The sequence below is a fragment of the Sphingomonas sp. CFBP 8760 genome (genome assembly GCF_014841615.1).
In the GTDB taxonomy this organism is placed as follows: domain Bacteria; phylum Pseudomonadota; class Alphaproteobacteria; order Sphingomonadales; family Sphingomonadaceae; genus Sphingomonas.
The window spans coordinates 20,022-39,829 of sequence record NZ_JACYUG010000019.1; the positions used below are offsets into that span (position 1 = coordinate 20,022).

Genomic DNA, 19,808 nt, shown 5'->3' on the forward strand with positions numbered 1-19,808 from the left:
GCTTGCTCTTGGCTGTTGATCGGGGTTGCCGCTAATGGGTGGTACGCTAACCGATAACGGAACGGAACGCCGCGACATGGCAAGGAAATATTTCGGCACGGATGGAATTCGCGGGGCGACCAATGCCGGCGTGATGACCGCGGCGATGGCGATGAAGGTCGGCATGGCGGCCGGTACCTACTTCCTGCGCGGCGATCACAAGCACCGGGTGGTGATCGGCAAGGATACGCGCCTGTCGGGCTATATGCTGGAATCCGCGCTGGTCGCCGGCTTCACCGCGGTCGGCATGGATGTGGTGATGACCGGCCCGTTGCCGACGCCCGCGATCGCGATGCTGACCCAGTCGATGCGTGCCGATATCGGCGTGATGATCTCCGCCAGCCACAATCCGTTCGCCGACAACGGCATCAAGCTGTTCGGACCGGACGGTTATAAGCTTTCCGACGAGGCGGAGGCGGCGATCGAGGCGCTGATCGATGGCGACATCCCGCTCGCCCCGTCCGACCATATCGGCCGTGCCCGCCGGGTGGACGATGCCGCCGGCCGCTACATCCATTTCGCCAAGTCGACCTTTCCGGAAAACCTGCGGCTCGACGGGATGCGCATCGTGATCGATTGCGCGAACGGCGCCGCGTACAAGGTCGCGCCCGCCGCCCTGTGGGAACTGGGCGCGGACATCATCCCGATCGGCGTCACGCCCGACGGCATCAACATCAACGCCGGTGTCGGCTCGACCGCGCCGGAAACGCTGGCGGAAACCGTCGTCGCCTCGGGTGCGGATATCGGCATCGCGCTGGACGGCGATGCCGACCGGCTGATCGTGGTCGACGAACGCGGCCGGGTGGTCGACGGCGACCAGTTGATGGCGACGATCGCCGCCGCCTGGGCCAGGGTCGGCAAGCTGGCGGGCGGCGGCCTGGTCGCCACGGTCATGTCCAATCTGGGGCTGGAACGGCATTTGGCGGCGCAGGGCCTCGGCCTCATCCGCACCGCCGTCGGCGACCGGCACGTGCTGGAGAAGATGCGCAACAGCGGCTACAATGTCGGCGGCGAGCAATCGGGGCACATCATCCTGTCCGACTACGGCACCACCGGCGACGGGCTGGTCGCCGCGCTCCAGATCCTCGCCGAGGTGAAGCGCGCCGGTGCCCCCGCCAGCGAGGTGCTGCACCGCTTCGAACCGCTGCCGCAATTGCTGAAGAACGTGCGCTTCGCGGGCGGCAAGCCGCTCGACACCGAGGCGGTGAAGGTGACGATCGCCGCCGCCGAGGCGGAACTGGCCGGGCGCGGGCGCCTCGTCATCCGTGCTTCGGGCACCGAGCCGGTGATCCGGGTGATGGCGGAGGGCGAGGATGCCGGGCAGGTCGAACGCCTCGTCGATCGCATTTGCGATGCCGTGCGGGCGGCCGTCTGATGCTGGAGATGAAGCCAGCCTGCGAACGCTGCGGCACCGATCTGCCCGCACAGGCACCCGGCGCGTTCATCTGCTCGTTCGAATGCACCTTCTGCGCGGAATGTGCCGACGAACTGGACGAACGCTGCCCCAACTGCGCCGGCGAACTGGTCGACCGCCCGACCCGGGCCAAGAGCAAGGCGACGCGGCAATAGGGGCCTCGCCCTCACCCTTTGCCGCCCGCGACGTCTTTCCCTCTCCCGGCGGGAGAGGGAGGGAGGCGCAAAGCGCCGGAAGGGTGAGGACCGTTATTGATCGGCGAGCACCGGCCATGTCCTACACCGCCCATCCGCGTTACACCTGCCCCCGATTCATATCGCCCGAAGGTCACACATCGGGTGAAAGACCCCTGTAGGATGCGACTTTACTGTGACTTTCCGAGCCTCCGCATGACCCCCCGTTCCGGCATCGCCCGCGTCCTGATCGTCGCGGGTTCCGATTCGGGCGGCGGTGCCGGCATCCAGGCGGATATCCGCACCGTCACGATGCTCGGCGGCCATCCGATGACCGCGATCACCGCGATCACCGCGCAGAACACGCTGGGGGTGCAGGCGGTGCATCCGGTGCCGGTCGACATCGTCGTCGCGCAGATGCGTAGCGTCATCGACGATCTGGGGGTCGATGCGGTCAAGATCGGGATGATCGGATCGGCCGCGATCGTCGATGCGGTGGCGGAGGTACTGGCACCGCTGGGCGTGCCGGTCGTGTTCGATCCGGTGATGATCGCGACCAGCGGATCGGTATTGGCCGATCCCGCCGCCGTCGTCGCGTTCGGCCGGCTGATGCGGCTGGCGACGCTCGTCACCCCCAACCTGCCCGAACTGGCGGCGCTGGGCGGCGAGGCGGCGGTGCGCGCGACGGGCGCGGCGCTGCTGGTGAAGGGCGGGCACGGCGAAGGCGAGGAGATCGTCGACCGGCTGGTCACCGATGCCGGCGATACGGTCTGGACCCATCCCCGCATCCATACGCGCCACACCCACGGCACCGGCTGCACGCTGGCGAGCGGCATCGCCACTGGGCTGGCGCAGGAGCTGGCGCTGGCCGACGCCACCGGCCGCGCCATCGCCTATGTGCAGGCCGCGCTGGCCGCCGCGCCGGGGATCGGCGGCGGGCATGGGCCGATGGGCCATGCGCTGGGCCTCCACCCGTTCGAGGCGCTGACATGCCCGGCCTGAGCCATGAGCGCCGCTACCTCGCCCCCGTCGTCGGGGTGGACGAGGCGGGGCGAGGGCCGCTCGCCGGGCCGGTGGTGGCGGCGGCGGTGATCCTGCCTGCACGGGGGGTGCCGCGCGGGATCGACGATTCGAAGAAACTGTCCGCCGCGGTCCGCGCGCGGCTGTGCGCGCAGCTGCTCGATTGCGCGCAGGTCGGCATCGGCATCGTCGAGGCGGACGAGATCGACCGGCTCAACATCCACTGGGCGACGATGAAGGCGATGACGCTGGCGGTCGATGCGCTGGTCGCCACGCACGGCACGCCGCCCGGCCATGTGCTGGTCGACGGCAACCGCCTGCCGCGCTGGGATTATGCCGCCACCGCGCTGGTCGGCGGCGACGCGCTCAGTCGCTCGATCGCCGCCGCGTCGATCGTCGCGAAGCACACCCGCGACCGGATCATGATCGCCCATGCCGAGGCGCATCCGCAATACAACTGGCATTCCAACAAGGGCTATGGTTGCCGCCATCACCTCGCCGCGCTGCGCGATCATGGCCCCACATCGCTTCATCGTCGCAGTTTCGCGCCGGTCGCGCAGGCCGAACGGGCGTTATCGCCCGACTGAGTCTTTCCCGCCACAATCGCAAGCGGTAGCGGCAGGATAGCCGTCCCCGACCCCAGATATATGCCGCCGCCGCCCCTCGCCTCCCCGCACCGGCGACTCGCCCTGCCGGGTCGGCGAGACAAGACTCTTGACGGAGTCAATCGCCACGTCACCATAGGTCCGAGAAAAAGGGGATGTGACGTGGGCCTGACTAAGACGATCGCGCGACCGCGCGCTGCCGCCGCCTCGGTACAGGCACCGGCGGCACTGCCGCTCGACCAGATCCTGATCGCCGACTGCATCGCGGCGATGCGGGCGTTGCCGGCCAAGTCGGTCGACATGGTCTTCGCCGACCCCCCCTATAATCTGCAACTGGGCGGCGAGTTGTTCCGGCCGGACGGCAGCCATGTCGATGCCGTCACCGACGACTGGGACAAGTTCGACACGTTCGCCGCCTATGACGCGTTCACGCGCGCCTGGCTGGCGGAGGCGCACCGCATCCTGAAGGACGACGGCACGATCTGGGTGATCGGCAGCTATCACAACATCTTCCGCGTCGGCACCGCGGTGCAGGATCTGGGCTACTGGATCCTGAACGACATCGTGTGGCGCAAGGCCAACCCGATGCCCAATTTCCGCGGCACCCGCTTCACCAACGCGCATGAAACACTGATCTGGGCATCGAAGCACGAGAAGGCGAAATACACCTTCAACTACCGCTCGATGAAGACGCTGAACGACGAACTCCAGATGCGCTCCGACTGGGAATTTCCGATCTGCGGCGGGCCGGAACGGTTGAAGAAGGACGGGGCCAAGGTCCACCCGACCCAGAAGCCGGAGGCGCTGCTGTATCGCATCCTGCTCGCCTGCACGAAGCCGGGCGACGTGGTGCTCGACCCGTTCTTCGGCACCGGCACGACGGGCGCGGTCGCCAAGCGGCTGGGGCGCCGCTGGATCGGGATCGAGCGCGAGACGGGCTATGTCGCCGCCGCCCGCGAACGCATCGCCGCCGCGCTGCCGCTCGACGAATCGGCGCTCGCCACGATGCAGAGCCCGCGCCAGCAACCGCGCGTGTCGTTCGGCACGCTGGTCGAGAACGGCTATCTGACCCCCGGCGCGGTGCTGACCGATGCGAAGCGCCGGTTCCGGGTGACGGTGCGCGCCGACGGCTCGCTGCTGGCCGATGGCGGCGAGACGGGATCGATCCACAAGCTGGGCGCCACGTTGCAGGAGGCGCCCGCCTGCAACGGCTGGACGTTCTGGCATCACGAAACCGGTGGCAAGCTCCAGCCGATCGACACGCTGCGCCAGACCTGGCTGCTGGCGACCCAGCCCTGAGGAACCGGTCCTGACCCTGTACCTACGCCCCGTCCGCTTCGTCGACACGCCGGTCGGGCTCGACGATGGCAGCGTCGCCCGGCTGGCGGGCGGGATGCAGTGGTTTGCCGCCTATGAGGTGGTGGACGGCAACGGACGCCGGACGCTGGGGATAGCCGACACGGTGACGCTGGGCGATCGCGCCGCGCTGCTCCATGCCCGCATCACCGCGCCCCGCGCGCCCTGGACCTGCGGTGCGCGAACGCTGCGGTTCGACCAGCCGCTGGTCGCCGGCATCCTGAACGTCACGCCTGACAGCTTTTCCGACGGGGGTCGCCACGTCGACGATCCGGCGGGGGCGACCGCGGCCGGGGTCGGGATGCTGGCGGCGGGCGCGGCGCTGGTCGATCTGGGCGGCGAGTCGACCCGGCCCGGCGCGGCGGCGGTGTGGGAGGGGGATGAGATCGCGCGCATCGTCCCCGTCGTCGAACGGCTGGCGGCGGGCGGTGCGCTGGTATCGATCGATACCCGCAAGGCCGGGGTGATGGCGGCGGCGCTGGCGGCGGGGGCGGGCATCGTCAACGACGTGTCGGCACTGCTGTGGGACGACCGCGCGCTGGACGTGGTGGCGCAGGCCGGCTGCCCGGTGGTGCTGATGCACTCCCCCGACCCCAAGGGCGGCGGCCATGGCCGGGTGGCCTATGCCGATGTCGTGGGCGAGGTGTTCGGCTGGCTGGAGGCGCGGATCGACGCGGTTGTGGCGGCGGGGGTCGACCGGGCACGGATCATGGTCGATCCCGGCATCGGCTTCGGCAAGTCGCTGGCCGACAATCTGGCGCTGATGAACGGGCTGGCGGCGTTCCACGGCCTCGGCTGCCCGATCATGCTGGGCGCCAGTCGCAAGCGGATGATCGGCGCGCTGGCGGGCGAGGCGGCGGTCGACGCGCGGCTGGGCGGCAGCATCGCGCTGGCGCTGAAGGGGGCGGAGGCGGGGGTGCAGTTGCTGCGCGTCCACGACGTGGCGGAGACGGTGCAGGCGCTGAAGCTATGGCGCGGCTGGCGCGATCGCGCACTGGCCGGTTGAACCGGATCGGTGCTACCGCGTTCGCACTCGCAATAAACGGAGCCGCGTCCCTTGATTATCGATGCCACCCCGCGCCTGCGCCAGATCGTGTCCGAGGTCTGGAAACCCCTGATCCTGCTGTTCGTGTGGGATGTGGTCGTCACCGTCACCTATTTCGTGCTGCCGTTCCGCGCGCCGTCGCTGCCGCTGACGCTGTTCGGCTCGGCGCTGGCGCTGTTCCTGGGGTTTCGCGACAATTCCGCCTATCAGCGCTGGTGGGAAGGCCGCGTGCTGTGGGGCGCGATGATCAATGCCTCGCGCAGCCTGTCGCGCGCCGCCCGCAACTTCATGCCCGGGGACGAGGCGCGCGACCTGAAGCGGTCGATCGTCCTGCGCCAGATCGCCTATGTCAACGCGCTGCGTTGCCAGTTGCGGCGGCAGAGCGTGGACGGCGAGGTGCTGCGCTTCCTGTCGGAGGGAGAGGCGGAGCCGGCGCTGGCGCGGGCGAACACCGCCAACGGTCTGCTCGACGGCACCGGTCGCCGCATCGCCGATGCGCAGCGCCACGGCTGGATCGACACCATCCAGCAGACGCAGATGGAGGCGGTGCTGGTCGACATCGCCAACGCGCAGGGCGGGATGGAGCGGTTGAAGAACACGCCGCTGCCCAACCAGTACCGGTTCTTCCCGACGCTGTTCACCCACCTGTTCTGCATCCTGCTGCCGATCGGGCTGGTCGAATCGCTGGGCTTCGCGACGCCGCTGGGCTCGACGGTGGCGGGGCTGATGTTCCTGGCGGTGCTCCAGATCGGCGACGATCTGGTCGATCCGTTCGCCAACACCGTCCACGACGTGCCGCTGACCGCGATGTGCCGGACGATCGAGATCGACCTGCTCCAGTCGATCGGCGACCAGGCGCCCGATCCGGTGAAGCCGGATGACGGCGTTCTGTGGTAAAGGCGACGGCATGACCGACACTTCCCCCCTGCGCGCCGCCATCGTCCCCGTCACGCCGCTGCAACAGAATTGCACCCTGATCTGGTGCACCGCGACGATGAAGGCGGCGGTGGTCGATCCCGGCGGCGATCTGCCCCGCATCCACGCCGCCATCGCCGAGGCGGGGGTGACGGTGGAGCAGGTGCTGCTGACCCACGGCCATATCGATCATGCCGGCGAGGCGAAGCCGCTGGCGGACGAACTGGGCGTGCCGATCGTCGGCCCGCACGAGGACGATCGGTTCTGGCTGGCGCGGCTGGACGAGGATGGCCGCAACTACGGCATTCGCGGCGTGGTGTTCGAACCGGATCGCTGGCTGGACGATGGCGACACGGTGCAGATCGGCGACCTGACGCTCGACGTGTACCTGACGCCGGGGCACACGCCCGGCCATGTGATCTTCCACCACGCCCCTTCCGCCTTCGCGCTGGTCGGGGACGTACTGTTCCAAGGATCGATCGGGCGCACCGACTTTCCGCTCGGCAGCTTCGACGATCTCGTGACCTCGGTGACGCAGAAGCTGTGGCCGCTGGGCGACGTGACGTTCATCCCCGGCCACGGCCAGCCGAGCACCTTCGGGCATGAGCGGCGGACGAATCCGTTCGTCGGGGATGCGGCGCTGGCACGGTAACGAACTGCTTTGCAGCGTGGTCGCTCCCCTCCCCTTCAGGAGGGGGGCATTTCCTGCCGCAACGCCTATCGCCGCGCCGCCGCCGTCTTCGCCCGGATCGCCCTGAACTCCGATCCCTGCTTCCAGTCCGGCCACATCGCGCCGTTCGCCAGCGTCGTGCCGACCGAGCGGATCAGCCCGACATCCGCCGCCGCGCCGCGCAGGTCCCAGTCGGCGGACCACGCGTCGCAGGTCTGGTGATAGCAGCGCATATAGCCGTCCAGCCATGCCTGCCCGCCGGCCCGGCCACCCTCGACCAGATCGGGCGCGCCGCTGATCGCCATCAGCAGCAGCGTCGGCACGCCGCGCCGCGCCACCGAGAAGTGATCGGCGCGGTAGAACAGCCCCCGCTCCGGCAGCGCCTCCGGCGTCACCGTTCGCCCCTGCCCGGTCGCGGCGGTGCGCAGCATGTCCTCCAGCGTATTCTGGCCATCACCGACCAGCATCACGTCGCGTGCCGGCCCCGCCGTCTGGAGAATGTCGAGCGTCAGGTTGGCGACGGTGGTGGCCGCCGGATAGACCGGGTCGGCGGCATAGGTCTCGGACCCGAGCAGCCCCCGCTCCTCGCCCGTCCACAGCGCGAACACCTGCGTCCGCGCCGCCGGTGCCTTCGCGGCGGCACGGGCGATGGCAAGGACGCCGGCGACGCCCAGCGCGTCGTCATTGGCGCCGGGGCGGATGCGGCGGCCCTCGGCATCGGGCGCCCCCTCGCCGTAAGCGTCCCAGTGCGCGCCGTACATCACCACCTGATTCGGGCGGACCCGCCCGGTCACCCTGGCCAGCACGTTGCGGCTGGTCGCGCGGGTGACGGTGACGGGCAGGTCGGCGGTGAACCCCGTGCCGGGGATGGCCACCGGCCGGAAATCGGCCTGTCGTGCCTGGAGGCGCAGTTTGGCGAGATCGAGCCCGGCGCCCGCAAACAGGCGCGTCGCCGCCGCCCCCTCCAGCCAGCCCTGCAACAACACGCGCGGGCTGCGCGGGTTGGCGACGTCGTAATTCTCACCCGCCGGCGCGACGACGGTGTTCCAGCCATAACCCGCCCCGGCGGTGTCGTGGACGATCAGCGCGGCGATCGCGCCGCGCCGGGCCGCCTCCTCGAACTTGTAGGTCCAGCGGCCGTAATAGGTCATGCGCCGGTCGCCGAACCGCCCCGCCGCCGGCTCCCCCGCCACCGCCTCGAAATCGGGATCGTTGACCAGGAAGACGGCGACCTTGCCCTTCAGGTCGACGCCCTTGAAATCGTCCCACTGCCGTTCCGGCGCGGTGACGCCGTAGCCGACGAAGACCATCGGCGCCCTGGCGATGGCCGCCCGATCGACCGGGCGCACCGTGCTGAGGTAGATGTCGGTGCCGGGCACCAGCGCGGTGCCGTTGGCCGCGACGCCGCCCTTGCCCAGCCGGGTACGGATCAGCGGCACGTCCTGTGTCCAGCTGCCGCCGCGACCGCCGGGCTCCAGCCCCGCCGCCCGGAACTGGCCGACCAGCCAGTCGATCGTCTTCGCCTCTCCCGCCGTGCCCGGCGCACGACCGCCGAACGCGTCCGACGCCAGCACCTTCACATCGGCCGACAGCGATTCCGGCGACACCGGATCGGGCGCGGGCGCGGCGGCGATCAGCGGGATGGCGGCGGCAAGAAGGGCAAGGCGTTGCATCGGCAGTATTTCTCCGGGGATCGCGACGGGGTCTATCGTGCGGCGCCCGTCATGGCGAGGCGGATGTCAGATGTCCCGGCCGGATCGTCGCCCGGACGGTGGCGTCACCCGGAACGTGGTGGGGCACAGGATCAGTATCCGCACGGCCGTCGCCCGCAGACCGAACGGCGGCGAGGGGTGGCCGAGCGGGCGTGACCGTAAAAGCTGCGCCAGCGAGGCCGGTACATCGGCGAATCGACCGGGCGACGTGATGGTCATCTCCGCCCGCGCGGCCATGGCATAGGCATTGGCCTGCTCGCAGGACGTGATCGACCGGATCGTCACGGCGAATGCCTTCGCCCGTGCGGCAAATTCGGCATCCGACGAAGCGGGCCGCCGCTTCACCGTGATCTGCATCATCGATCCCACCCCCGCGGGCAAGGTGATGGCAGGCGTGGGGGCAGGCGATATCCGGGCGTGCCCCGGTGCCGCGATCAGCAGGAAAGCCGCCCATCCTATCACCCCGATCGCACGGTCCGTCATCTCGCCATCCCCTTCGCCGGTCGATCAGACTATCCGGTGTCCAGACCGATACAAGCGGTTCCTGCGACGCCAATCGCTTGCGCATTTCTGCCGATCCGCTATAGGGCCGCGCTTCGCGATAGGTTCTGGATCGCCTGCGCGGCCGCATCGGCCGGGCATCGCTCCTGCGCCCGTCCACCGGTTCAACACGTTATCAAGGTGCCGCAATGGCCGTCCCCAAGAGAAAGACTTCGCCCTCCAAGCGTGGCATGCGCCGCGGTCACGATTCGCTGACCGTCGCCGCATTTCAGGAATGCCCGAACTGCGGCGAACTGAAGCGCCCGCACGTGCTGTGCACGTCGTGCGGCCATTACAACGGCCGTGAGGTCGTGTCGGTCGAGGCGTAAGCCAGCCCGAACGGAACCACGAGATGACAGACCAGCCCTGCATCGCCATCGACGCGATGGGCGGTGACGAAGGGCTGGCGGTGATGCTGGCCGGGGTCGCGAGTGCGCGACGCCGGCTTGCCGCGCAATATGACGGCCTGAATTTCCTGCTGGTCGGTGACGAGACAGCCATTCGCGCCGGATTGGAATCGCATCCCAACCTGAGCGCGCATTCGGAAATCGTCCACGCGCCCGAACTGGTCGGCCCCAACGAGAAACCGAGCCAGGCGATCCGCCGTGCCAAGGTGACCTCGATGGGAGTCACCATCGATCTGGTGAAGAAGGGGCGTGCCCACGCCGCCGTCTCGTCCGGCAATACCGGGGCGCTGATGGCGATGGCGAAGCTGTCGCTGCGGACGCTGCCCGGCATCGACCGGCCAGCGCTTGCCGCGCCGTTGCCGACGCTGGGCGACAACGACGTGGTGATGCTCGATCTGGGCGCGAATACCGAATGCGATGCCCGCAACCTCGTGCAGTTCGCGGTGATGGGGGCGGCCTATGCCCGGATCATCTTCGAGCTGGACCGGCCGCGCGTGGCGTTGCTGAACATCGGGTCCGAGGATCAGAAGGGCACCGACGAAATCCGCGCCGCCGCCACCGAATTGCGCGCGGCCACGCACCTGCCGCTGGCCTTCACCGGCTTCGTCGAGGGCGACAAGCTGGCGCGCGGCAACCACGACGTGATCGTGTGCGACGGGTTCGCCGGCAACATCGCCCTGAAGACCGCGGAGGGTACCGCGCGCTTCGTCGGCGATCTGCTGAAACGCGCCTTCACCAGTTCGATCCGGTCCAAGGTCGGGTTCCTGATCTCGCGGCCGGCAACCCAGTTGCTGCGCGATCACCTCGATCCGAACAACCATAACGGCGCGATCTTCCTCGGCCTGAAGGGCATCGTCGTGAAAAGCCATGGCAGCGCCAACGAACTGGGTGTCGCCACCGCGATCGCCAATGCAGTGAAGCTGGTCCGCGCCGACCTGACGCGGCGGATCGCGGAGGATCTGGGGCTCGACCATCGCCCCGCCCCGACGCCGACCGCGGTCATCGATACGGGAGTGGGCGTATGATCCGCGCGGTGGTGACCGGCACCGGGTCCGCCCTTCCCGCCCGCCGCGTGTCGAACGCCGAACTGGCGGAGACGGTGGACACGACCGACGAGTGGATCGTCGAGCGGACCGGCATCCGCTTTCGGCACCTCGCCGGCCCCGACGAGACCACCGCGACGCTAGGGCGCGATGCCGCCATCGCGGCGATCGCCGCCGCCGGCATCGCCGCCGACCAGATCGACCTGATCGTCCTGGCGACCGCGACCCCCGACCAGACCTTTCCCGCCACCGCGACCAAGGTGCAGGCGATGCTGGGCATCGACGATTGCGTCGCGTTCGACGTGGCGGCGGTGTGTTCGGGCTTCCTCTATGCGGTGCAGGTCGCCGATGCGATGATCCGCACCGGCATCCACCAGCGGGCGCTGGTGATCGGTGCGGAGACGTTCAGCCGCATCCTGGACTGGGAGGATCGCACCACCTGCGTCCTGTTCGGCGACGGCGCCGGTGCGATCGTGCTGGAGGCGCAGGAAAGCGACGAGGCGGACGGCCGTGGCATCCTGGCGACGCGGCTCCATGCCGATGGCCGCCACAACGGGCTGCTCTATGTCGATGGCGGGCCGTCGACCACGGGAACGGTCGGCAAGCTGCGCATGAAGGGGCGCGAGGTGTTTCGTCACGCGGTGACCAACCTCGCCTCGGTGATGGGTGAGTCGCTGGCGCTGGCCGGGCTGGAGGCGGACACGGTCGACTGGCTGGTCCCGCATCAGGCCAATGCCCGCATCCTCGACGCCACCGCGCGCAAGCTGAACCTCTCGCCGGACAAGGTGATCGTGACGGTCGACCAGCATGCCAACACGTCCGCGGCATCGGTGCCGCTGGCGCTGGATGTCGGCGTGCGTGACGGCCGGGTGAAACAGGGCGACATCGTCGTGCTGGAGGCGATGGGTGGCGGCTTCACCTGGGGTGCGGCGGTGATCCGTTTCTAGACGATGAAGGGTCTTCCGGAACCCGGATCGCTTGTGTAGTACCCGCCCAAGGGGAACGAGAATGAGCGAAGTTGGTACGTTGACCCGCGCCGACCTGTCGGAGGCGCTTCACCAGGAAGTCGGTCTGAGCCGGGCGGAATCCGCCAAGATCGTGGAGCAGATCCTGGCCGAGATGTGCGAAGCGCTCTCGCGTGGCGAGAATGTGAAGATTTCCGGTTTCGGTACCTTCGTGCTGCGTGACAAGGGCGAGCGGATCGGCCGCAATCCCAAGACCGGGGTAGAGGTGCCGATCGCACCCCGCCGGGTGCTCACCTTCCGCGCCAGCCAGATGATGCGCAACCGTATCGTCGCGCCCGTCGCCGGCTGAACCGGATGAACGCACCGACGTCCAAGGCCAGCGGGGCGTTGCGGACGATCGGCGAGATATCGGCGGAAACCGGCCTGCCGCATCATGTGCTGCGGTACTGGGAGACGCGGTTTCCCAGTTTGCGTCCGTTGCAGCGTGCCGGAAACCGTCGCTATTACCGGCCGGAGGATGCCGCGCTGGTGCGGCGGATCGATCTCTTGCTGAACAAGCAGGGCTATACGATCCGGGGCGTCCAGCAATTGCTCGCCGCCGAACGCGGGGAAGCCCCCGCCGCAGAGGACATCGCATCCAGCCTGACGACGATCCGCAACATGCTGGCCGATGCGCTGGCGACGGATGTACGGCGATCGGGCGGATAAGGTCGATCCGACCGCAGTCGTCACGGCGGGCATAGGGACGCAACGACCGGTCGCCCGTGGCACCGTCGCACGGGCTGGACGACGGATCAGCGACCATCCAGTACGACCAAGGCGACGCCCTGCCGTGGCAGATCGAAGGCGACGGTGACCGTACCCTGCCCCCCGGCGTTCGACGCGAGCGGTTGCGCCTGCATCGTGGCGGCCGTCTCCAGTGCGGCATATTGGGTCGCATCGGGATTGAGCGGCGACCCCATCCGCTTCCACGCCGAAAAGGCGTTGCCGTTCGCCTCGTCCACCCGCCAGATCGTCGCCCGTGCCGGTGCCCCGCCACGCAGACCGTTCACCGCCAGCCGGATCGCGGCGGGGGGTCCCACGACATCGTCGTCGTGATAATGCCACACCAGCACCGCCGTGCGGCCGTCCGTCGTGCGCGTCGCGATCGTGCCGATATCGGCGGGACCACGCACGCCATCCGCGACGATGCTGTCGAGCGGCACCTGCGCATCGCTCGTCGCGCGCAGGCGGTTGGGGCCGAGTTGGGCGAACAGCCGGAACACGTTCAGCACCGGCAGCGCGACACCGTTGGAGGCCAGCTGGCGATAGCCCGCGAACCACGGCTGGTCCTCGAACTCGAACGACCATGACAGCACGCCTTCCAGATTGACCCGCCGTCGGGCCGCCAGTTCCCAGATGCGCGCGAAGCTGGCCGCCGTGTAGCTCGAATACATCGTGCCGTTGCGATAGGCGTTCTCCGGCCCCGGACAGGCGGCGCAGCCTTCCGGATCGCTCTCGCCGATCACCACCGGTCTGGTCGCCAGCGCCGGTACCGACGTCGCCTTCACGAAGCCGCGATCGACCTCCTGCAGATGATTTGAGATACCCATCCGGACATGGCCGTCGACGAAGCTCGGCCGCCCCTTGGCGTGGAAGGCGAGGAAATCGGTCGGCGTGCCGATCTTGCCGGTCGCGTAATTGGTGCCCGATGTGACGTGACGGAGGAAGCCGTCCATGAATTCGCCCCCCGCCCCGGCCGAATCGGGACCGCCGACGCGCGCGGTCGGCAGCGCGCGACGCACGCCGTCGACCGCATAATCGTGCAGCTTGTAGAACGCTTCCCGCGGGGCTTCCCAATAGGCGCCGTTCGCCTCGTTCCACACCTCGAAATACCAGCGTTCCACCTCGGCGCGGCCGTAACGGGCGACGTTGTGCAGCGTCCATCGATAAACCAGCTCGCGCCACTTGTCGTAGCTTTTGGGTGGATAGGCCCAGCCGGATATGATGTATTTATAGTCGAAGCCGGGCCGCCAGTTATGCTGGTAGGGCGTGCCCGCCGGGGCGGAGGTCATCGCCTCGGGCATGAAGCCGATCTGCAGATAGGGGCGCACCCCGCGCGCCAGATAGGTGTCGATGATCCGGTCGACGTTGGTCCAGTCATAGACCGGGGTGCCGTCCTTCGCCTCCGTATAGACGTTGGTGCTGCCCCATTTGAACGAGGCGGTACCATCACCGGTGTTGAGCAGGTTGTGCGCGCGGAAGAACACGTCGCCGCCGCGCAGCTTGCCTAGTTCGACCAGCAGTTTGCGGCCGTCCTTCATCGTCGCGTAATTCGGCTCGTCCGCGCCGAAGAACCGCCAGACCGGCGGCAATGTCCCCTCGGTACGGTCGGCCTGCACGTCGATCGCGACGGGGATGGCAGGGGGGATGGCGGACGCCCGCACCATCGCTGGCAGCGGCAGGCCCAGCATGGTGATGGCGGCGATGGTCGAACGGATCACGGGCCTGCCCTCTCCTGTCCGTGCCTGTCGCCGGATCAGCCGGCCGCGATCATGACGCAGACCGGCGGCAGGTTCAACGGCCCGTGATGGGTATCCCCTCCTAGCGTTCCCGGGTCGCCGCGAACTTCACCTTCGCATAACGATCGGCGATATAGCCGACCTCCCACGCGCTCTTGGCGAGGAACACGGGATTGCCGTCGCGGTCGCGCGCCATCGCGCTGCGGTTCAGGTCGGTGAACCCCTTCAGGTCGGCGGGGTCGGCGGCGGATACCCAACGGGCGGTCTCGAAGGGGGCCGGCTCCAGCCCGGCGGCGACCTTGTATTCGGCATCGAGCCGGCTGAGCAGCACTTCCAGCTGAAGCTGGCCGACCACGCCGATGATCCAGTTCGATCCGATCTCCGGATAGAAGACCTGCGTCACCCCTTCCTCGGCCATGTCGTCCAGCGCCTTGCGCAGCTGCTTGGTCTTGGTCGGGTCCTTCAGGACGACGCGGCGCAGGATTTCGGGCGCGAAATTGGGCAGGCCGGTGAAGCGGATGTCGGCGCGCTCGGACAGCGTGTCCCCCACCCGCAGCGTGCCGTGGTTGGGGATGCCGATGATATCGCCGGGATACGCCTCGTCCGCGATCTCGCGGTCCTGCGCGAAGAACAGGATCGGCGAGTGGACCGCGATCGGCTTGCCGTGGCCGGTCGGCGTCAGCTTCATGCCGCGCTTGAACACCCCCGAACACAGCCGCATGAAGGCGATGCGATCGCGATGCTGCGGGTCCATGTTGGCCTGCACCTTGAAGACGAAGCCGGTGACTTCCTTCGCCGATGGATCGATCGGCGCGGGGTCGGCCGGTTGCGGCCGGGGCGACGGCGCATGGGCGGCGAGCGCGGCGATCAGTTCGGCCGGCCCGAAATCCTTGAGCGCGGAGCCGAAATAGACCGGGGTCAGGTCGCCCGCCCGGTACGCGTCGCCATCGAACGAGGCATAGCCGCCCTGCGCCAGTTCGATCTCCTCGGCGATCTCCGGCGGCAGATCGGGATTGTCCTCGACCTTGCCCTGATAGGTGCGGCTGTCGCCTTCGGGACGATGCAGGCGGTTGGTCGTGAGGTCGAGAATGCCCTGGAAGGTGCCACCCATGCCGATCGGCCAGCTCATCGGGCAGACGTCGAGTTGCAGTATCTCGGCGATCTCGTCGAGCAGTTCGAATACCGGCCGCCCCTCGCGATCGACCTTGTTCACGAAGGTGATGATCGGCACGTTGCGCAGGCGGCAGACCTCGAACAGCTTGCGCGTCTGCGGCTCGATACCCTTGGCGGCGTCGATCACCATCACCGCCGAATCGACCGCGGTCAGGGTGCGATAGGTATCCTCCGAGAAATCCTCGTGCCCCGGCGTGTCGAGCAGGTTGAAGGTGATGCCGCCCTTTTCGAACGTCATCACCGACGAGGTGACGGAGATGCCGCGCTGCTGCTCGATCTTCATCCAGTCCGACCGGGCGCGGCGGGTCTGGCCGCGGGCCTTCACCTCACCGGCCAGATGGATCGCCCCCCCGACATAGAGCAGCTTTTCGGTCAGCGTCGTCTTGCCCGCATCGGGGTGGGAGATGATCGCAAAGGTACGGCGGGGAGAGATCACGGCGACAGACTCGGGGATGGCGCGGGCGGGGCCACGCGCGGGGAGATGGATCGAAGCCCGCGCCTTGCCAGAAACCGGCCGGGGGCGACAGGGGGTCATCGGCCGCGACCGGGTCGCCGCCCGACACAGGGCGGGCCGGGATCGCTTGTCCCCCTGCCGATGATCTGCGACGATCGGGTGAACGGAGGGGGGAATGTCATGCGAGGGATCGCACGCACCGCCGGGTGGATCGGGATCGTCGCGGCGGCACTGATCATGCTCGTCGCCATCCTGCTGGCGTGGCACCTATATGGCGCCCGTCCGTGGCTGGACGGTGCGGTCGACGGTGCGGCGGTCGCCGGCCCGGTGACGATCGCCCGCGATGCCGGCGGGGTACCGACGATCACCGCGACCACGCGTGGCGATGCCAGCTATGCGTTGGGTTATCTTCATGGACAGGAACGTTTCTTCCAGATGGACACGCTGCGGCGGTCCTCGGCCGGGGAATTGTCGGCCTTGCTGGGCAAGGTGACGGTATGGCGCGACCGGCGGGCGCTGGCCCACCGCTTCCGCCACCGGGCCGGCGTGATGCTGGCACGCCTGTCGCCGGCCGAGCGCGCGATGCTGCGCCGTTATGCCGCGGGCGTGAACCGGGGGCTGGCGGACCTGTCGGCGACGCCGTTCGAATATCTGCTGCTGCGCGGCCGACCCTTGCCGTGGCGGCCGGAGGATACGATCCTGACCGTCCTGTCAATGTATCTCGACCTGCAATCGCCCCTGCCCGATCAGGAGATGCTGCGCGCCCGGGCCGAACGTCGGGGCGGCGAAGGACTGGCGGCGCTGCTCTATCCCCCGGCAACGCCGCTCGACGCGCCAATCGACGGGTCGCGCCTCTCCCTGCCGCCGCTGCCGGTGCGGTTGCAGCCGATGCCGGTCGTGGCGGCGCGCGCGGCAATGGCGGACACACCGGTGCCGGGAAGCAACAACTGGGCGGTGGCGGGGCGGTTGTCGTCGAGCGGCGCCGCGCTGGTGGCCAACGACATGCATCTGGGGGTCGGCGTCCCCGGCCCCTGGTATCGCGCGCGTATTGTGGTCCGCCCGGCGGGGGCTACGCAGGCGACGCTGGACGTGACCGGCGTCACCCTGCCCGGCAACCCGACGATCGTGGCGGGCAGCAACGGCCGCATCGCCTGGGGTTTCACCAACAGCTATATCGACACCGCCGACGCGGTTGTTGTCGATGCCGTGCCGGGGCGGCCGGGCTGGTATCGCACCCCGCAGGGACCACGCCCGATCCGGCGGATCGCGGAGCGGCTGTGCATCCGCGACGATTGCCGGCCGATCGCGGTCGAGGAAACGATCTGGGGACCGGTCGTCGCGACCGATGCGCAAGGGCGGCGGCTGGCGATGCGCTGGACCGCGGACGACGACGATGCGGTCGCGATCGCGCCGAGCTTCGCGATGGAACGGGCGGGATCGGTCGCGGCGGCGATCGCGGTGGCGCACCGGGCGCGGATGCCGCAGCAGAATCTGGTGGTGGGGGACCGGGCCGGGCGGATCGGCTGGACGATCATCGGACAGGTGCCGGCCCGGTTCGGCTTCGACGGACGCCGTGCGACCAGCTGGGGGGATGGTACGCGCGGCTGGCATGGCACCGTGCCTGCCGACACGGTGCCGGTGGTCGTCGATCCCACGGGCGGACGGCTATGGACCGCGAACACCCGCGTCGTCGGCGGGGCGGCCTATGCGATGCTGGGTGACGGCGGGTACGACAATGGCGCGCGCGCCACGCGCATCCGCGACCGGCTGTTCGCGCAAGGGCGGTTCGCCCCGCGCGATTTCCTGTCGATCCAGCTCGATGTCGGCTCCTTGCGCATCCGCTGGTGGCGCGACCTGATGCTGCGCGAACTGAAGGCGCGCGCCGGTGATGAACGGCTGCACAGGATGATCGCACCGGTGGCGGCATGGACCGGGCAGGCGGAAACCGGATCGGCGGGACAGCGACTGATTACCGCGTTCCGGGCGGTCGTGATCGCCGATGCCTATGGCCGCTATATGGGCGGTATCCCGACATGGCGGGGCAGTTATGCGGTTCCGGCGGCGGAAGGCGCGATGCGGCGACTGCTGGAGGCGCGCCCGGCCGGGCTGGTGCCGCCGGGCCATGCCGGATGGCGATCCTTCATCGATGCCGCGCTGGCCGACGTCGCCAAGGCCGTGGACGAACAGGCGGACGGCCAGCCCGATAATTTCCTGTGGGAGGCGGTGTCGGCGGCGGATGTCCGCCACCCGCTGGCACGGGCCATTCCCCTGCTCGGCCGATTGACCGATCCCGCCGACCGTGCGGTGCCGGGCGACGCCGGCACCGTCCGTGCGCAACGCCCCGGCTTCGGCGCCAGCGAACGGTTCGCGGTGTCGCCGGGGCACGAGGCGGAGGGGCTGTTCCACATGCCCGGTGGCCAGTCGGGCAACCCGGTCAGCCCCTACTATCTTGCCGGACATGACGACTGGCTGGCCGGTCGGCCCCGCCCGTTCCTGCCGGGGCCGGCCCGGTGGACGCTGCGGCTGGTGCCGTAGCGCCGCCCGGCGGTCGATCCTCTAACCGTCGAGTAGGGTGATCGTCATCGCGATCCGCTTGTCGGCATGTGGGGCCACGGCGAAGACGCCGGGCTTGTCGCGGAATTCGCCGGCGAAGCCCACCGGATCGGCGATGCCGTGCCACGGCTCGATGCAGACGAACGCCGCGCCGGGCTTGGTCCAGATGCCGAGCGCGGGGGTATCCGGAAAGCCGACGCGCAGTCGCGGGCCGGTCGCGGCACCATAAATGACCGCGTCCGATGCCACCGGGTCCCATACCAACGCATCGTGCTCGAACAGCGTATCGGCGAGGTGAAGCGTGCGGCCATCGAGCGGGCCGTCGTTCGTTGCCTCCGAGATCAGGCCATCGGGGGTGATCGCGCGCAGGCGACCGGGTTCGTCATGGTCGAACACGATGCGATGATCGCCGCGCGCCTGCCCGAACGGCAACGGCCACGCGAATGCCGGGTGAAACCCGAACTGCGCATATAGCGGCACCGCCGCCGGGTTCAGGACCCGCGCCTCGATCGTCAGCGTCGCCGCGTCGAGGCGGAAGCCGATTTCCAGCCGGAACGCGAACGGCCATGCGGCCCGTGTCCGCTCGCTGTCGACCAGCGCGAACACGACATGCCCGTTCCCCCGATCGATCACCTCGAACGGCAGGTCGCGGGCGAAACCGTGCTTCGTGATCGGGTAGTCGATGCCGTCGACCCGGATCGTGCCGCCTGCGGTCACACCGATGACGGGAAACAGGATCGGCGCATGTTTCGGCCAGAACGCCGGATCGGCATCCGTCATCAATTCGGCGCCGGCGGCATCACGCAACGACACGAGCTCTGCACCGAACGGGTCGATCACGGCGGAGAGACGATCGTTCGCGATGCGGATCGGGTCGGTCATGGCGGCATCCTGTCTGGTTGCGTCGGATTGAATGACGATGCGTGAAACCTACGCGCATGAGATTGTATAATATGCAGCAAGCAGCTATTTCAATGCGATCGATTGAATCAGGCCGCTCCGATCATGATGGATGATACTCAGAACCTGATCGCGCTGGTCCATGCCCAGGGGGTCAAGGCTGGCCGCGACGCGGACCGCTCCCGGCTCGATTGCCCGTTCTGCGACGATCGGATCGACCTGTGCACCGCATGGCTGGCCGGATACAGCCTGGGTCGGATGGGCCGACAGTTGAGCGAGGCCCGGCTGCCATCGGTGTAGCGGGGGGCGCGACCATCCCGCCC

General features: G+C 68.8%; 20 protein-coding genes. 15 read left to right on the forward strand and 5 right to left on the reverse strand.

Features of this window, described 5'->3' with window-relative positions:
• Positions 1-76: 76 nt before the first annotated feature.
• The 8 genes from glmM to IFT82_RS17235 all read left to right on the forward strand — a co-directional run bounded on the left by glmM (position 77) and on the right by IFT82_RS17235 (position 7,219).
• Positions 77-1,414, forward strand: coding sequence for a phosphoglucosamine mutase (gene glmM, locus IFT82_RS17200; RefSeq protein ID WP_192129118.1), 1,338 nt, complete (start codon positions 77-79; stop codon positions 1,412-1,414).
• Positions 1,414-1,608 (forward strand): DUF1272 domain-containing protein, encoded by a 195-nt coding sequence (locus tag IFT82_RS17205; protein WP_192129120.1) that lies wholly within the window; start codon positions 1,414-1,416, stop codon positions 1,606-1,608. The genes glmM and IFT82_RS17205 overlap by 1 nt, the downstream gene beginning before the upstream one ends.
• A 234-nt stretch (positions 1,609-1,842) precedes the next feature.
• Positions 1,843-2,628: a bifunctional hydroxymethylpyrimidine kinase/phosphomethylpyrimidine kinase gene (thiD, locus tag IFT82_RS17210; protein ID WP_192129122.1), complete on the forward strand. Its 786-nt coding sequence runs from the start codon at positions 1,843-1,845 to the stop codon at positions 2,626-2,628.
• Positions 2,616-3,233, forward strand: coding sequence for a ribonuclease HII (locus tag IFT82_RS17215; protein ID WP_192129124.1), 618 nt, complete (start codon positions 2,616-2,618; stop codon positions 3,231-3,233). The genes thiD and IFT82_RS17215 overlap by 13 nt, the downstream gene beginning before the upstream one ends.
• A 186-nt stretch (positions 3,234-3,419) precedes the next feature.
• On the forward strand, positions 3,420-4,550 hold the full coding sequence (locus tag IFT82_RS17220) for a site-specific DNA-methyltransferase (RefSeq protein ID WP_274602265.1): 1,131 nt from the start codon (positions 3,420-3,422) through the stop codon (positions 4,548-4,550).
• A gap of 10 nt (positions 4,551-4,560) precedes the next feature.
• Positions 4,561-5,613 carry a dihydropteroate synthase gene (gene folP / locus IFT82_RS17225; RefSeq protein WP_244646901.1) on the forward strand — a complete coding sequence of 351 codons (1,053 nt, stop codon included), beginning with the start codon at positions 4,561-4,563 and terminating at the stop codon, positions 5,611-5,613.
• A 51-nt stretch (positions 5,614-5,664) separates the two neighbouring features.
• Entirely contained in the window at positions 5,665-6,549 is an 885-nt protein-coding gene (locus tag IFT82_RS17230) for a bestrophin family protein (protein WP_192129125.1), read from the forward strand.
• Positions 6,550-6,559: 10 nt separating this feature from the next.
• The gene (locus tag IFT82_RS17235; protein WP_274602263.1) at positions 6,560-7,219 is read left to right on the forward strand and encodes an MBL fold metallo-hydrolase; all 660 of its coding nucleotides are present in this window, start codon (positions 6,560-6,562) and stop codon (positions 7,217-7,219) included.
• A 65-nt stretch (positions 7,220-7,284) separates the two neighbouring features.
• Here IFT82_RS17235 and IFT82_RS17240 read toward each other — a convergent pair whose 3' ends face one another.
• Positions 7,285-8,910 (reverse strand): M28 family peptidase, encoded by a 1,626-nt coding sequence (locus IFT82_RS17240; protein ID WP_192129127.1) that lies wholly within the window; start codon positions 8,908-8,910, stop codon positions 7,285-7,287.
• 66 nt (positions 8,911-8,976) lie between these two features.
• Positions 8,977-9,432, reverse strand: a complete 456-nt coding sequence (locus IFT82_RS17245) for a hypothetical protein (RefSeq protein ID WP_192129129.1) — start codon at positions 9,430-9,432, stop codon at positions 8,977-8,979.
• 206 nt (positions 9,433-9,638) lie between these two features.
• Here IFT82_RS17245 and rpmF point away from each other — a divergent pair, with 206 nt between their 5' ends.
• The 5 genes from rpmF (at position 9,639) to IFT82_RS17270 (ending at position 12,612) form a co-directional block, all read left to right on the forward strand.
• Positions 9,639-9,818, forward strand: coding sequence for a 50S ribosomal protein L32 (gene rpmF, locus IFT82_RS17250; protein ID WP_192129131.1), 180 nt, complete (start codon positions 9,639-9,641; stop codon positions 9,816-9,818).
• Between the two features lie 23 nt (positions 9,819-9,841).
• Entirely contained in the window at positions 9,842-10,921 is a 1,080-nt protein-coding gene (gene plsX / locus IFT82_RS17255; RefSeq protein WP_192129133.1) for a phosphate acyltransferase PlsX, read from the forward strand.
• Positions 10,918-11,886 (forward strand): beta-ketoacyl-ACP synthase III, encoded by a 969-nt coding sequence (locus IFT82_RS17260; RefSeq protein WP_192129135.1) that lies wholly within the window; start codon positions 10,918-10,920, stop codon positions 11,884-11,886. The genes plsX and IFT82_RS17260 overlap by 4 nt, the downstream gene beginning before the upstream one ends.
• 61 nt (positions 11,887-11,947) lie before the next feature.
• Entirely contained in the window at positions 11,948-12,253 is a 306-nt protein-coding gene (locus tag IFT82_RS17265) for an integration host factor subunit alpha (RefSeq protein ID WP_192129137.1), read from the forward strand.
• A 5-nt stretch (positions 12,254-12,258) separates the two neighbouring features.
• Entirely contained in the window at positions 12,259-12,612 is a 354-nt protein-coding gene (locus IFT82_RS17270) for a MerR family transcriptional regulator (protein WP_192129139.1), read from the forward strand.
• Positions 12,613-12,698: 86 nt separating this feature from the next.
• Here the strand turns inward: IFT82_RS17270 and IFT82_RS17275 are convergent, their stop codons facing one another.
• Both IFT82_RS17275 and IFT82_RS17280 read right to left on the reverse strand, forming a co-directional pair.
• Positions 12,699-14,387 carry a GH39 family glycosyl hydrolase gene (locus tag IFT82_RS17275; RefSeq protein ID WP_342355144.1) on the reverse strand — a complete coding sequence of 563 codons (1,689 nt, stop codon included), beginning with the start codon at positions 14,385-14,387 and terminating at the stop codon, positions 12,699-12,701.
• 100 nt (positions 14,388-14,487) lie between these two features.
• Entirely contained in the window at positions 14,488-16,014 is a 1,527-nt protein-coding gene (locus tag IFT82_RS17280; RefSeq protein WP_342355145.1) for a peptide chain release factor 3, read from the reverse strand.
• A 198-nt stretch (positions 16,015-16,212) separates the two neighbouring features.
• Between IFT82_RS17280 and IFT82_RS17285 the strand changes: the two genes are divergently transcribed.
• The gene (locus IFT82_RS17285; RefSeq protein ID WP_192129143.1) at positions 16,213-18,567 is read left to right on the forward strand and encodes a penicillin acylase family protein; all 2,355 of its coding nucleotides are present in this window, start codon (positions 16,213-16,215) and stop codon (positions 18,565-18,567) included.
• Positions 18,568-18,588: 21 nt separating this feature from the next.
• On the opposite strand, the gene IFT82_RS17290 is transcribed toward IFT82_RS17285, so the two are convergent.
• Entirely contained in the window at positions 18,589-19,467 is an 879-nt protein-coding gene (locus IFT82_RS17290; protein WP_192129145.1) for an aldose 1-epimerase family protein, read from the reverse strand.
• A gap of 123 nt (positions 19,468-19,590) precedes the next feature.
• Here IFT82_RS17290 and IFT82_RS17295 point away from each other — a divergent pair, with 123 nt between their 5' ends.
• Positions 19,591-19,785: a hypothetical protein gene (locus IFT82_RS17295; RefSeq protein ID WP_192129147.1), complete on the forward strand. Its 195-nt coding sequence runs from the start codon at positions 19,591-19,593 to the stop codon at positions 19,783-19,785.
• Positions 19,786-19,808 lie beyond the last annotated feature (23 nt).

Bases quoted from the DNA above. Each gene is read 5' to 3' on its own strand.
- glmM (WP_192129118.1), top strand. From the start codon at position 77: ATGGCAAGGAAATATTTCGGCACGGATGGAATTCGCGGGGCGACCAAT.
- IFT82_RS17205 (WP_192129120.1), top strand. From the start codon at position 1,414: ATGCTGGAGATGAAGCCAGCCTGCGAACGCTGCGGCACCGATCTGCCC.
- thiD (WP_192129122.1), top strand. From the start codon at position 1,843: ATGACCCCCCGTTCCGGCATCGCCCGCGTCCTGATCGTCGCGGGTTCC.
- IFT82_RS17215 (WP_192129124.1), top strand. From the start codon at position 2,616: ATGCCCGGCCTGAGCCATGAGCGCCGCTACCTCGCCCCCGTCGTCGGG.
- IFT82_RS17235 (WP_274602263.1), top strand. From the start codon at position 6,560: ATGACCGACACTTCCCCCCTGCGCGCCGCCATCGTCCCCGTCACGCCG.
- IFT82_RS17240 (WP_192129127.1), bottom strand. From the start codon at position 8,910: ATGCAACGCCTTGCCCTTCTTGCCGCCGCCATCCCGCTGATCGCCGCC.
- IFT82_RS17245 (WP_192129129.1), bottom strand. From the start codon at position 9,432: ATGACGGACCGTGCGATCGGGGTGATAGGATGGGCGGCTTTCCTGCTG.
- rpmF (WP_192129131.1), top strand. From the start codon at position 9,639: ATGGCCGTCCCCAAGAGAAAGACTTCGCCCTCCAAGCGTGGCATGCGC.
- plsX (WP_192129133.1), top strand. From the start codon at position 9,842: ATGACAGACCAGCCCTGCATCGCCATCGACGCGATGGGCGGTGACGAA.
- IFT82_RS17260 (WP_192129135.1), top strand. From the start codon at position 10,918: ATGATCCGCGCGGTGGTGACCGGCACCGGGTCCGCCCTTCCCGCCCGC.
- IFT82_RS17265 (WP_192129137.1), top strand. From the start codon at position 11,948: ATGAGCGAAGTTGGTACGTTGACCCGCGCCGACCTGTCGGAGGCGCTT.
- IFT82_RS17270 (WP_192129139.1), top strand. From the start codon at position 12,259: ATGAACGCACCGACGTCCAAGGCCAGCGGGGCGTTGCGGACGATCGGC.
- IFT82_RS17285 (WP_192129143.1), top strand. From the start codon at position 16,213: ATGCGAGGGATCGCACGCACCGCCGGGTGGATCGGGATCGTCGCGGCG.
- IFT82_RS17290 (WP_192129145.1), bottom strand. From the start codon at position 19,467: ATGACCGACCCGATCCGCATCGCGAACGATCGTCTCTCCGCCGTGATC.
- IFT82_RS17295 (WP_192129147.1), top strand. From the start codon at position 19,591: ATGATGGATGATACTCAGAACCTGATCGCGCTGGTCCATGCCCAGGGG.